The following is a 12,999-nucleotide window of genomic DNA, read 5'->3' on the forward strand; positions in this document are numbered from 1 at the left end:
CCTAGCGAAATCCCACGCTGAAGTCATGTCCCCACAGGCTCACGCGCGTCGCTTCGTAGACGCTGTGCCGCGCCCAGTCGACCGTCAGCCCGCCGTAGCCGTATTCCATATCGAAGCCGCCCGGCGTCTTCATGTAGAACGAGACCATGTGGTCGTTGCAGTGGCGCCCGAGCGTCGCGGAGAGCTTCACGCCTTGCGCCGTGACACGGTCGAGCGCGCGGCCCACTTCATCCATCGAGTCGACTTCGGCCATCACGTGAATGCAGCCCGATGGCACCGCCAGATCCATGATCGCGAGACTGTGGTGACGGGCGTTCTTGCAATGCAGGAAGTGGATGCGCTTTGCGGGCTCGGCGGGGTCGTCGGTAAAACGGACGCGGAAGATGTCGGAAAGCTCGAAGCCCAGCACGTTGCGCAGGAACGCATCGGTGGCGTCGAAGTGCGGCGCGGGCAGCACCGCATGACCGAGGCCCATCGCGCCGGTGACGAAACCGGGCACGCCGAGCGGCGAAGCAAAGCGCCGGAAATCCGCGCGCACGCCCCAGAACAACTCGTGACGGTTGCCGGAAGGATCGACGCACCACGCCATCGCTTGCACGCGGCGCAGCGCAGCCTGCTCGGCGCTCGCACGGACCGCTTCCACACCGTTCGATTCGAGCGTGCGAATCGCGTTATCGAACGCGGCGGCGTCGGCCAGTTCCCAGCCCGACGCGAAGTAACAGTCGGCCTCGCCGGGCACGATCAGGTAGCGGAAATCGCGCTCGTCCATCTTCAGATACAGCGCGCCGTTCGTCGCATCCTGCGCCTGCATGCCCAGCACGTTTTCAGCGTAAGCGCGCCATGCGTCGACGTTGGCCGACTGCACGACGACGTAGCCTAAAGCCCGCACATCGATCATCTCCGACTCCTCCAGAAGCTGTTGTTGTCAGGCTTATTCTGGCGGTGCGCAGCGCGCGCAACATCGTCTGTTGGGACTAGCTTGCAGCGGTGTTTTCAGCGGTTTTTTCGCTGCTCGCAGCAGTGCTGGCGGCACCCTCGCGCAGACGATACTTGAGCACCTTGCCAGCCGCGCTGACAGGCAGTTGATCGACCAGCGTGATATGGCGCGGCACCTTGTAATTCGCCATGTTCTGGCGGGCCCACCCGGTCAGCTCCTCCACGCTTGCCTGCTCGCCCGAGCGCAACACGACATAGGCGTGCCCCACTTCGCCGAGCCGCGCATCGGGCACGCCGACCAGCGCCACCTGCGCGATGGCCGGATGACCGCTGAAGAGCCGTTCGATCTCCGCCGGATAGCAATTGAAGCCACCGACAATGAACATGTCCTTGATACGGTCGGTGATGCGCAGATAGCCGCGTTCGTCGAGCGTGCCGAGGTCGCCGGTATGCAGCCAGCCGTCGGCGTCGATGGTGTCGAGCGCCGTCTCCTGCTGGCCGAAATAGCCCTGCATCACGTTGTAGCCGCGAATCAGCACTTCACCCGTTTTGCCCGACGCGAGCGCGGCGCCGTCGCTGTCGGCGATTCGTATCTCGACACCGGGCATCGCGCGGCCCGACGTGTGCGCGATGGTTTCGGCGTCGTCACCACGTCGGCAGAGCGCGGCGAAGCCGCACGATTCAGTGAGGCCGTAGCCGGTCAGCACCGTCTCGAAGCCGAGTTGCGCGCGCATTCGTTCGATGAGACTCGGCGCAATGGCCGCCGCCCCCGTAACGGCCACGCGCAGCGACGACAGATCGCGTTCAGCGAGGCCCGGCATATCGAGCAACGCGTGATACAGCGTCGGCGGCCCCGGCAACACGGAGACGCGGTCGCGCACGATCCGCTCGAGCACGCGCTCCGGATTGAACACCAGATGCGGCAGCACCGTCGCGCCGCTCGCCAGCGCGGCGAGCCAGCCGGCCTTGTAACCGAACGCATGGAAGAACGGATTGACGATCAGGTAGCGGTCGCAATCGCGCAGCGTCGCGATCTGCGCCCAGTCGTGGACGGCGCGCAGATTCTGGCCGTGCGTGGTCATCACGCCTTTCGGACGGCCTGTCGTGCCGGACGTGAACATGATGTCCATCAGCGTATCGGGACGCACCGCCGCTTCACGGCTGCGGACCGCATCCATCGAGGTGCCCGCTGCTCGCAGCAGGAACGCGTCCCAGCTTTCGTCGCGGCCGCGCGTGTCCGCCGTGGCGGCCGCGGCGGGTTCCGGGTCGCTGTCGAACACGACGATGCGCTCCAGCGACGCCGGACGATGCGCGGCCAGCATCGCCGGATACGAGTCGCCGAGAAACGTCCCGCAGCAGAACAGCAGGCGCGCGCCGCTGTCCTCGAGAATCGCGCCCGCTTCGAGTCCCTTCATGCGCGTATTGATCGGCACGAGCGCCGCGCCCGCGCTATGAATGGCCAGCGCCGCGACGATCCACAGCGCGACGTTCGGCGCCCAGATCGCGACGCGCTCACCCGGCTGGATGCCGCAACTGATCAACGCGCGCGCCGCCGTGATCCGCGCGCTGTCGAGTTGCGCGTAGCTGAGATTGCCGTGCGCCGTTTCGATCGCGATGCGCGTGCCGTAGCGCGCGGCGCCCCGCGCGATCAACGCGGGCGTCGTCAGAATGTGGTTCAGCGTCATGATGAGTTCGATGAAGAGGGTTCGCGGCACGCGCGACACGCGAACGCCGCGTGTGCGCGCCGCGAACCTAGTCGGGGAACGCCACGCGCAACGTCGCGCTGGCGGGTGTGGCACTGCAGGCGAGCGTCCAGCCTTCGGCAAGATCGGCCGCGTCGAGCACATGGTTGGCGTTCAGCTTCACGCTGCCGTCGACGACCCGGCACATGCAGGCGCCACACAGGCCGCCGCGGCAGGAGTTGGGAGCAGGCACATCGGCGCGCAGCATCGCGTCGAGCAGGGTCTCGCCCGGTTCGCTCACCACATGGAACGTGCTGCCGTCGAGTAGGGTTTCGATCCTTGCAGCGGTGTCGACTTCCGCCTCGGTCCCGGCCGATTCCGTTGCCGCCTGCGTTTCCTGCACGGCCGGCTTCGCCACCGTTGCCGGCAAATCGGGCAGCGAAGCGAACCGCTCCACATGCACTCTCGCGCGCGGCAAGCCCAGCGCCAGCATCGCGGCCAACGCGTTCTCCATGAACAGCGCGGGTCCGCAGACAAAGCACTCCTGCATGCTCCACGGCCGCGCCAATTCTTCCAGATGACGCTGCTGCGGAATGCCCTGCACGCTATCGAGCCAGTGAATCACCCGCAAGCGGCCCGCGTGCCGCTGCCCGAGTTGCCGCAGTTCATCGGCGAAAATCACCGACTGCGCGTCGCGGTTCGCATAGATGAGCGTCAGCGTGCCGCGCCCGTTCACCAGCGCCGACTTCAGGATCGACAGTACCGGGGTGATGCCGCTGCCGCCGGCAAAGAGAAGCAGATCGCCGTCGAGCGAACGCGGCGTGAAGACGCCTGCCGGCGCCATCACGTCGAGTTCGTCGCCGGGCTGCACGCTGTCGCACATCCAGTTCGACGCGCGTCCGTCGCGCACCCGCTTGATGGTGATCTTCGGCGCTGGGTCGATGCCCGGCGCGCTGGAGAGCGAATAGCAACGCTGCACGGCCGCCTCGGCGCACGGCACCTTGAGCGTGAGAAACTGCCCCGGGCGATAGCTGAACGCATCGCGCAGCGCCTGCGGCAGATCGAACACGAAGGAGCGCGCGTCGGCGCTCTCCGCGATCACGTCCGCCACTTTGAGCCGGTGAAAACGCGAGTCGGCCATGGCGCGCGAACTCAGGCCACGCCCATGATCAGTTGCGCGTTATCGATCCGATACTCGCTGCCGTTGATGAAGCGCGCTTCGTCGGACGCAAGGAACAGCACCAGATTCGCGATGTCTTCCGGCAAGCACATACGCGCATGCGGATCGACCGATTGCGTGAGCGCCTCGCGCGTCTCCTCCGCGGCGCCGAAGAACGGCGCGGTCATCGGCGTGAGAATGCCGTCGGGGTGAATACTGTTACAACGCACCTTGTAGCCCTGCTGCTTGCAATGCGCGGCGATCGCGCGCGTCAGCGCCGTCACCGCGCCCTTGCTCGCCGAATACGCGCAGAACGCGCCGAGGCCACCCAATGCGGCGACCGACGACATATTCACGATCGACCCGCCCTTCTCCTTCATGGCCTTCACCGCCGCGCGGCAGCCGAGAAAATAACCTTCCGCGTTGATGCGCAGCACACGCTGCCATTGTTCGAGCGTGGTGTCCTCGATATTGCCGAGCAGCAGCACGGCCGCGTTGTTGACGAGCACGTCGGGCGTACCGAAGTGGCTCAGCGCCGCGCCGAACACATCGTTCCAGCCTGCTTCGGACGTAATGTCGTGACGCACGAAGCGCGCCGCGTCGCCGATTTGCGCCGCGACTTCGCGGCCCGCTTCTTCGTTGACGTCTGTCAGCACGACACGCGCGCCTTCACGGGCGAACAGCAGTGCGTCCTGTTTACCGACGCCGCTCGCGGCGCCCGTCACGACGGCGATCTTGCCTTTGAGTCTGTCTCCCATCTTCGTTCTCTCTTGTCAGTGTCAGTCAGTTTCAGTCAGGGAATGGGCGGCGTTCGCGAGAACCACGCCCGCTGCGGCCCGGCCCGCCTGGCGGCCGGACCAGATACAGTCCGCGAGCGAGAGACCGCTCACGTAATGATTCGATGCGAGCCCGCACGCGGCGCGGCCGGCGGCGAACAAACCTTCGACCGGCTCGCCATCGGCGGACAGCACGGCGTTGCTGGTTTCATCGACCCGCAAGCCGCCGAGCGTGATCGACGGACACGGGAACACGCGGCTGTTGGCCGAGATATCGATTGCGTAATACGGGCCGTATGTGAGCGGTTGCAACATCGCGGCGGATTTGCCGAATTCGCCGTCGCTGCCGTGCAAAGCCGCGGTGTTGTATCTGACGACGGTTCGCGCAAGCACGGCGGAATCGCAGCCGATGCGGCTCGCCAACTCCGTCACCGAGTTGCCGCGCTTGCGGCCCGCAAGCATCAACAGCAGCGCGGGCACGCTTTGAAAGGCCCACAGCTTGCCGCGCACACACTCGCGAAGCGCCTGCTTGACGAGCCGCGCGTCGAGAATCAGCCACGCGCGGCCTTCGCGTGTTTCGCACATCGCATGGCCGAGCGCGGCGCCATAGACTTCCTCGTTGCAGAAGCGCTCGCCGTGACGGTCCACGACGCAGCCTTGCGCCCATGCGTACGGCGGATTGATGAAGCGCCACGCGGACACGCGTTCGAGCCGCGCGGCCTCGCCGCCCGCCGACACGCCGAGCCGGACGCCCGCGCCGTCGCAGCCGGTGGTGCCGAGACGCCAGTTCGGCAGATAACGCGGCGCGTGCTGCGCCAGCATCGAACGGTTGAAGATAAAGCCGCCGGTGCTCAGCACGACCGCGCCGGCCTTGATGGTGACGAGGCGGCTCTCGCGCAATTCGATGCGATGCAGCGCGGCGCGCAAGCGGTCCGCCCACGCGGGCATGCCGTTATGCAGACGTTCGGCCCATCGCGCGAGCCGCCGATGCGCGCGCTGCGCACGGCCCGGCGCGACTTGCCAGACTTGCGCGCCGATCACGCGCCCGCTGCGATCGGTCACGAGACGGCGCACACTGGCATGGCACAAAGTGTCGATGAACGGCTGCGCTTCGACGGCCCGGCGCAGCGTGTCGTACAGCACGCGCCCCGACATGCCGTCGCCCACTACCCGATGCCCGCGCGGCGCCGGTGCATGGCCGCGCACGGCATCACCCACGGCTTCGTTGCCGGAGTAGTACAGGTAATAACGATTCTGCGGATATGACGTCTTGCGCGGCGGCACCGATGCGGCAAAGCGCACACCGAGCCGTTCGAGCCAGCGCAGCATATCGACGCTGCCCGCGCAGAAGCGCGCGAGCGTCGCGGCGGATACCGCGTCGCCGACTTCCTGCTGCAGGTAGGCGAACATCGCTTCCGGGGTGTCGCTGTAGCCCGCTTCGCTCTGATAGCGTGTGCCGCCGCCCGCATACACCACGCCGCCGCTTTTCGCGCTCGCGCCGCCGCCTTCGAAACGTTCGACAATACGCACCTTCGCGCCCGCCGACGCCGCTTCGAGCGCGGCGCACGCGCCCGCCGCACCGAAACCCGCGACCAGCACATCGCACACGTCGTCCCAGCGTACGCGTGCGGGATCGTCGACGACGAGCGGCGCGTCGACCGGCGTCGTGAAGTCTTGCTGTGCGGACGATGAGCCGTGCATCTCGCGGCGCGCCTCGCTCAAGCCGTCACGCAGCGCGTGGGCGCCGTGGCGGTCGTATAGACGCCATCCACGTACACCAGCGGATCGACCTCGCCGCTGATCAGCACCTGCCCGACGCGGCCGATAAAAACCGCATGCGTGCCATAGTCGAAGCGGCCGTCCTGCGTGCAGATCAGACTGGCCTGCGCATCGAGCAGGAACGGCACGCCGTGCGCCGAGCTTTGCCAGTCGCCGGTGGTGAAGCGCTCCTCGCCTTTCAGACGGCCGCTGCAATCGATCGCGATATGCTGATGCTGCGCCGACAGCACGTTCACGCAAAACGGCACGCCCTGATCGAGCGGCGGAAAGATCGACGAATTGCGGTTGATGCAGATCAGCAGCGACGGCGGCTCGGTCGACAGCGAATCGACCGCGGTGGCCGACATCGAATAGCGCCGCCCGCCGTCGCTGCAACTGATGACGGCGACCGAGCGCGCGAGACGGCGCATGGCCAGCAACATGTCGGCGCGTAGCGGATGAGAGTTGAGATCGGTCATGGTGTGACTCCGCGAAGTTCGCTGGTTGAAGCCTGGGCCGGATTGGAAGCATCGGCCTCGCCGTCGGCGAGATGGTTGGCGGCGATGTAGCCGAAGGTCATGGCCGGGCCGAGCGTCGAGCCCGCGCCCGGATAGCTCGCGCCCATCATCGAGGCGCTGGTGTTGCCGATCGCGTACAGGCCGGCAATCGGCGAGCCGTCCTCGCGCAGCACACGGGCCAACGCATCCGTCAGCAGCCCGCCCTTTGTGCCGATGTCGCCCGCGTCGATCCGCACCGCGTAGAACGGACCGGTGTCTAGCGGCGCAAGACAGGGATTCGGTTTGACGTTCGGGTCGCCGTAGTAGGTGTCGAACGCGTTGCCGCCCTTGCCGAATTCTTCGTCCACGCCGCTCGCGGCATAGCGGTTCATCTTCGCCACCGTGTCGCGCAGGCCTTGCGCGTCCACGCCAATTTGCGCGGCCAGCGCATCCAGCGAATCGGCCTTGTAAAGCAATGGGCGGAACGGCGCGGGAATGCGTGAGTCGGGCATCATCGCGCCGGGCATGATCGGCCCGCACGGATAGTTGTGGCGAAACCGCGCGTCGAACACCATCCATGCCGGCACGCCGGCGCCCGTTTGCGCATGGTCGCGATACATCGCGGGAACGAACTCCGAATACGGCGCCGCCTCGTTGACGAAACGCTTGCCACGTCCGTTGACGACCACGCAGCCAGGCAGATTGCGCTCCACGAACAAGGCGCGCTGCTTTTCCTCATGATCCACATGCACGGTCGGCGCACCCCACACGTGCTCCATCAACGCGACGCGCGCGCCGAGCTGCATGCCGGCGGCGATCGCATCGCCCGTGTTGTGCGGCGGCGTGGCGCTCCATTGCGCTTGCGTCGGACGCGGTAGAAAACGCTCGCGCATCGCCTGATTCCTCTCGAAGCCGCCTGCTGCGAGGATCACGCCGCGTTTTGCCAGCACACGCATGCATTGGCCGCCGCGTTCGATCACGACACCCGTTACGCGTCTTTCGGTTTCGATAAGTTCGCGCAGCGGCGCTTCGAGCCACAGCGGCACGTCGCGCTCGAGCAACGCGCGGCGCAAGCCGCCCGCGAGCGCATTGCCTAGCGTGAGCCGGCGATCGCGCCGCGAGTGAACCCGCGCACGCCAATCGAACCAGTAGCGGCCGAACTGCTTCAACGCGAGGCCGATATAACCGGGCGCCTTCGACAACAGCAGATGCGCCTCCTTCGACGTCACCGCCACGCGGCCGCCGATCAGCGTGCCCGGCGACGGCAAACGCAGCCGCGCGAATTCGGCACCGAGCGACGCGCCGTCCACCGGCAGCGGATCGAGCGCGCGATAACCTGGCATCGAGCCCGGCAGATGCTGGAAGTAGTCCGCGTATTTCGGCAGCGATTCGTAACGCACCGGCGTATTCGCTTCGACATAGCGCAGCATTTCCGGCGCGGTATCGAGGTAGGCGTCGATGCGATCCGTCGCCGTGACGCCCTTCGTGCAGGCGTCGAGATAGGTACGCGCCGCTTCGCGCGTATCGGTCGCGCCGAGTTCCGCGATATGGTGGTTGCACGGAATCCAGATGCCGCCGCCCGACACCGCCGAGGTGCCGCCGTACACCTCGCTTTTTTCGATCACCACCACGCTGAGGCCACGGTCGGCGGCGCGGCACGCGGCCAGCATGCCACCCGCGCCGGCGCCGACCACCACCACGTCGAACATCTGTGTCTGCTGCGATTGCTGTTCGCTCATGGCCGCATCCGTCAGATGAAGAAATCGGTGTTCGGGCGTCCCAGCATCACAGCGCCGAGATTCTGACCGAAGCGGTCGACGTTATTCGCGTAGTGCGCGCGCGCCGCATGCAGGTCGAGAAAACGCCGCACCAGCGGATTGCGGTTGTAGATGCCGTTGCCGCCCGCGTAGCGCAACAGCGCGTTGGCGGCCTGGGCGCAACGCTCCGCCACCTGCGCCGACTGGTAGCGAAACAGCACGCGCCGTTCGATCGATACTTCAGGGCCGCCGTTGGCGGCCGTCATCAGTTCGGCGAAGTTGCGCTTGAGCAGCAGCTTCATTTCGTCGAGCGCCACCGATGCATTGGCGCAAGCGGTTTGCGCGCCGGTGTCATCGGTCGTCTTCGCGCCGCTGTTGGCGCTCACGCGTGTGGCGGCGTACGAGGTGAAATCGTCGAGCGCGCCTTGCAATGCGCCGATGCAGGCCGTGCAGACCGCGCGCACGAAAATCTGCGCGAACGGCAGATGGAACAGCGGCGCGTTATTGACCGCGAGGCCCGGGCTCGTGCCCATCATGCCGTCGATGGCCTTGTGCGTGCGGTAGTCCGGCACGAATACGTCGTTCACCACGATGTCGTGGCTGCCGGTCGCGCGCAGGCCCAGCACGTCCCAGTCCTGCTGGATCGTGTAATCGCTCTTCGGCAGCAGAAAGGTGCGGTATTCCGGCGGCTCGCCGTCCTTGGCCGGCGGCACCAGCGCGCCGAGAAACACCCAGTCGCACAGTTCGCTGCCGCTCGAAAACTTCCAGTGGCCCGACAGCTGGAAGCCGCCATCGACCGGCGTCACGCGCCCGACCGGCATATACGTCGATGCGATCAGCGTGCTCTGATCCTTGCCCCACACCTCTTCTTGCGCGCGTTCGTCGAACAGCGCGAGCTGCCAGTTGTGCACGCCGACCACGCCGTACACCCACGCGCTCGACATGCAACCGCGCGCCACGGCCATCTGGATGTCGAAGAAGGTTTGCGGGTCGAGCTCGTAGCCGCCATAGCGTTTCGGCTGCAACACCTTGAACAGACCTGCTGCCTGAAAATCGGCCACCGTTTCGGCGGGAATGCGCCCGTTCGCCTCGGCTTGCGCGGCGCGTCCGGCTAGCACCGGCGCGAGCGCTTCGGCGCGTGCGATCAGTTCGGCTGCAAGGGCATTCGAGTCGTTGTCGCGATGCACGGCTGTCTCCTATGTCGGCGCGAGAGGTTTCGCGCTTGTTCTGTTGGGTTCATCTTCGAGGCGCGGCGGCCGCGTCGCATCGTCTGAAGGGACTAGCGACGCGCGTCGCGCGGCCCAGACCATGGCGCCGTTACGCCACGGCCGGCGCTTTTTGCTTGCCCGCCTTGATCCGGTTGAAATAAGGAATCACGTGCTCGCCGATATTGCGGATCGTTTCGAGCTGCGCTTCCTGCGGCACGGTGCCCATCTGGCAGAGGAACAGCACCTCGTCGACGCCCGCTTCCATCAGCCGGCCCACGTAGCCGATGCAATCGTCCACCGTGCCATACGCGTGATTCGGGTTCATCATCGACAGCGCGGGGTCGCTGAAATCGACCACCACTTCTTCCGAGGCGAAGCGCGAACGGATCACCATTTCGCCGGTATTGCCCTTCACGAGATCGTCGCCCCAGTTCGACGGATCGGGACGCTCGCCGCCCGTGTACCAGTACGCGAGCGACTCCATGAAATAGCGCTGGCCGCGAATGCCGATCTTGCGCGCCTGCTGGCCGTCGTTCATGACCACGGTCGGGCACAGCGCCGCCAGATGCTGGGTCGGACGAAAGCCCACCTGGTCCTCCGGCCTGCGCGTCGCCCATGCCTCGCGATAGATCGCGTTCTTCTTCGCCACTTCATCAGGACCGCCGAAGCCGAGCACGAGTGCGCCGAGGCCGCGTTGTCCGGCGCGTAGCAGGCCGTCGTTGTTGGTGCACGCCATGTACATCGGCGGATGCGGGTCCTGAAACGGCTTCGGATGGATGGGTCGCTTAGGAATCTTGATGTATTTGCCGTCGTGCTCGATCTCGTCCTGCACGAACATCTTCGGCACGAGGTACATGGACTCATCGATCATCGGCTGCAGTTCGGCGAGGTCGTAGCCGAACGCACCGGCTTCCTGCTGGCTGCCGCCCTTGCCGACGCCGAAATGCACGCGGCCGCCCGACAGGATGTCGAGCAGCGCGACGCGCTCCGCCACCTTGATCGGATGGTTCATCGCGGGCGGCAGGCAGATCACGCCGTGGCCGAGGCCGATGCGCGTCGTGCGCCCCGCCAGATACGCGAGGAAGGTTTCCGGCGCGCTCATGTGCGCGTAGTTGGTCAGCGACGTGTGTTCGACGCACCATACGGTATCGAAACCCATCTGTTCGGCGAGGAGCGCCTGCTCGACGGTCTCCTTGAATACCCGGTGATCGCCTTCCCGCGAAGCGTCCGTGGTCTGGGCTTCGTAAATCAGAGAAAACTTCATTGCGTGCGTCTCCATGAATTTTGGACTGTGCTGAAACGGGCGGTCCGCCCGCAACCCGGCGATGAACCTCGCGAAGATCGTGGCGGTCCACGGAATGGAGTTTCAGATCGCGCGTGCTTGCCGGCATCGTCTATTTGGATTAACGGCGTGTGCTTTGGTATGGAAGCTCTGCTCGACCGTGCTGCGGGTGATTTTTTTGCACGCTGGCTAGTCCGATCGGACCTCGTGCGGCGCGCACGCGCGGCGCTACGATCGAGCCGCTGTGCGACGACGCTGCAGCGATGCTCAACCGATGGGAGTGCAATGCAATGAAGGCTTCGATGATGCTGTACCCAGTCGATACGATCGACGCGGCGCTGCCGCTCTTTGTCGACGGGCTGGGACTGGCGGTGAAATTCCGTGACGGCGAGCGCTATTGCGCGCTCGATGGCGGCGGACTGACGGTGGCGCTGTTGGCGGGCGAGGAGCGGATCGTCGAACGCGCGGCGCTGGTGTTTCGGGTGGACGAAAAAGACGACCTGTATGCGGCGATGGCGCGCGTCGTCGCGGCCGGTGCTTCAGTCAGAGTGCCGGTGCAGCAAGGTCCGCACGAATGGCGCGCGGTGCTGGAGGACAAGCACGGCGCGTTGCTGGTGTTGTCGCAGAAGCGCGGGGTTTGAAACGCGCGCGATACGTTGTAATGCCCACTGTGCGTTGAAAACGCGCAGTGGGCCGCTGCCGCTTGCGCTCAGCCAAGCGGCACCACGCTTCCCAGCAGTATCCGCACGAGCGTTGCCTGACGCGTCACGCCGGTCTTCGAGAAAATCGCCCGCAGATGCGCACGCGCGGTGTTCTTGCTGATGCCCAGTTCGTCGGCCGCTTCTTCCAGCGTCAAGCCATTGGTCAACAGCAAGGCAAGCGATGTCTCCGCAGGCGTGAGATCGAACAGCTTGCGCACGATCTCCTGCGAACCTTGCGACTTGCGGTCGGGATCGCGCAGGAACAATACCGTCGCCGGGCGGCGCTTGTTGTCCTCCGACCAGTCCGAGAGCGGAATCGTGCGCACCAGCACGCCGAGCTTCGGCTTATCGCAGCCGCGTGTGATCGGCATCGCTTCGACGATTGGCGCTGCGGTGCCGAAGTGACCCATCAGCGCATGGCGCACGAGCCGCTGCAGATTGCGGTTCTCCTGAGCGTCGGTTGCTTCGACGTGGCCGTGCACGATACGCAGTCCGTTGGCCTGCGCGAGGATTTCGTCGGCCACGCTGTTGGTGCGCATGATGGCGCCGCTTTCGTCGAGCGTGACCGTGCCCACCAGCATGCGGTCGATCGCGCTCGCATACAGCGTGCGTTCCGACTCGACAATGTCGAGCCGCGAATGCAGTTCGACCGCACGCCGCAAATGCGGCAGCAATAGCGCGCAAAACGCCTTGTCGCGTGCCGAGAAATGCGTCGCGCCATGACTGCGGCACACGCGAAAACGGCACTCCACGCCGGACTCGGTGCGCAGATCCGCACCCATGATGTAGCGGATATCCGCTGGTTTCAGGAACTGCTTATAAAGCTCGCTGGTGAGCCAGCCGGTGTCGCCGAACACTTCATCCACCGTCACCACGCGATCGGCGGGCAAGCCGACGAACGGATCGAGCGAATAGTAGTAGTTGTTGTACGACGCTTCGCCCGGCACGCCCGGCCCGGTTTCCGACGCATGCACCATCAGGCCGCGCCGGTCGCTCGAAGGCGAACGCAGAATCAGCGTCGCGTAACTCGCGCCGAGCGAGGTGCGGATCAGCTCGAGCGCACTGGCCCACGGCGTCGCCTCGAGCGGTCCCTGATAAATCCGCGCGGCAAGCTCGCTGAACTGCGCAACGCTCATGTCCGCGAGTTCGCTCGCGGACTGGCCCTCTTCAGGGGCCCATTTTGTCTCCATCAACACGCTCCGTCCTCCATGCGACTTCGCATCGCGACGCCAAGCTTACGGGG

At 65.8% G+C, this 12,999-nt stretch carries 11 protein-coding genes; 1 reads left to right on the plus strand and 10 read right to left on the minus strand.

What is annotated here, in order from left to right; translation table 11 throughout:
• Nucleotide 1: 1 nt before the first annotated feature.
• From PQR42_RS37905 to PQR42_RS37945, 9 genes are all read right to left on the minus strand, one after another.
• Entirely contained in the window at nucleotides 2-898 is an 897-nt protein-coding gene (locus tag PQR42_RS37905) for a VOC family protein (RefSeq protein ID WP_408390945.1), read from the minus strand.
• A 76-nt stretch (nucleotides 899-974) separates the two neighbouring features.
• Nucleotides 975-2,621 (minus strand): FadD3 family acyl-CoA ligase, encoded by a 1,647-nt coding sequence (locus PQR42_RS37910; protein WP_408390948.1) that lies wholly within the window; start codon nucleotides 2,619-2,621, stop codon nucleotides 975-977.
• Nucleotides 2,622-2,688: 67 nt separating this feature from the next.
• Nucleotides 2,689-3,759: a 2Fe-2S iron-sulfur cluster-binding protein gene (locus PQR42_RS37915; protein WP_408390950.1), complete on the minus strand. Its 1,071-nt coding sequence runs from the start codon at nucleotides 3,757-3,759 to the stop codon at nucleotides 2,689-2,691.
• Nucleotides 3,760-3,770: 11 nt separating this feature from the next.
• Nucleotides 3,771-4,535 carry a glucose 1-dehydrogenase gene (locus tag PQR42_RS37920; protein ID WP_408390952.1) on the minus strand — a complete coding sequence of 255 codons (765 nt, stop codon included), beginning with the start codon at nucleotides 4,533-4,535 and terminating at the stop codon, nucleotides 3,771-3,773.
• A 21-nt stretch (nucleotides 4,536-4,556) separates the two neighbouring features.
• The gene (locus PQR42_RS37925; RefSeq protein ID WP_408495162.1) at nucleotides 4,557-6,254 is read right to left on the minus strand and encodes an FAD-binding protein; all 1,698 of its coding nucleotides are present in this window, start codon (nucleotides 6,252-6,254) and stop codon (nucleotides 4,557-4,559) included.
• A 17-nt stretch (nucleotides 6,255-6,271) separates the two neighbouring features.
• The gene (locus PQR42_RS37930) at nucleotides 6,272-6,790 is read right to left on the minus strand and encodes a flavin reductase family protein (RefSeq protein WP_408390957.1); all 519 of its coding nucleotides are present in this window, start codon (nucleotides 6,788-6,790) and stop codon (nucleotides 6,272-6,274) included.
• The gene (locus PQR42_RS37935; protein ID WP_408390959.1) at nucleotides 6,787-8,547 is read right to left on the minus strand and encodes an FAD-dependent oxidoreductase; all 1,761 of its coding nucleotides are present in this window, start codon (nucleotides 8,545-8,547) and stop codon (nucleotides 6,787-6,789) included. Before PQR42_RS37935 ends, PQR42_RS37930 begins: the two co-directional genes overlap by 4 nt.
• 11 nt (nucleotides 8,548-8,558) lie before the next feature.
• A complete protein-coding gene (locus PQR42_RS37940) occupies nucleotides 8,559-9,752 on the minus strand; it encodes a flavin-dependent monooxygenase (protein WP_408212925.1) in 1,194 nt (397 codons plus the stop codon).
• 130 nt (nucleotides 9,753-9,882) lie between these two features.
• The gene (locus PQR42_RS37945) at nucleotides 9,883-11,037 is read right to left on the minus strand and encodes an LLM class flavin-dependent oxidoreductase (RefSeq protein ID WP_408390961.1); all 1,155 of its coding nucleotides are present in this window, start codon (nucleotides 11,035-11,037) and stop codon (nucleotides 9,883-9,885) included.
• Between the two features lie 308 nt (nucleotides 11,038-11,345).
• Between PQR42_RS37945 and PQR42_RS37950 the strand changes: the two genes are divergently transcribed.
• Entirely contained in the window at nucleotides 11,346-11,696 is a 351-nt protein-coding gene (locus PQR42_RS37950; protein WP_408212919.1) for a VOC family protein, read from the plus strand.
• A 68-nt stretch (nucleotides 11,697-11,764) separates the two neighbouring features.
• Here PQR42_RS37950 and PQR42_RS37955 read toward each other — a convergent pair whose 3' ends face one another.
• Nucleotides 11,765-12,946 (minus strand): helix-turn-helix transcriptional regulator, encoded by a 1,182-nt coding sequence (locus PQR42_RS37955; RefSeq protein WP_408212916.1) that lies wholly within the window; start codon nucleotides 12,944-12,946, stop codon nucleotides 11,765-11,767.
• Nucleotides 12,947-12,999: the final 53 nt, after the last annotated feature.

It is taken from the genome of Paraburkholderia sediminicola, from assembly GCF_046027355.1.
Classification (GTDB): domain Bacteria; phylum Pseudomonadota; class Gammaproteobacteria; order Burkholderiales; family Burkholderiaceae; genus Paraburkholderia; species Paraburkholderia sediminicola_B.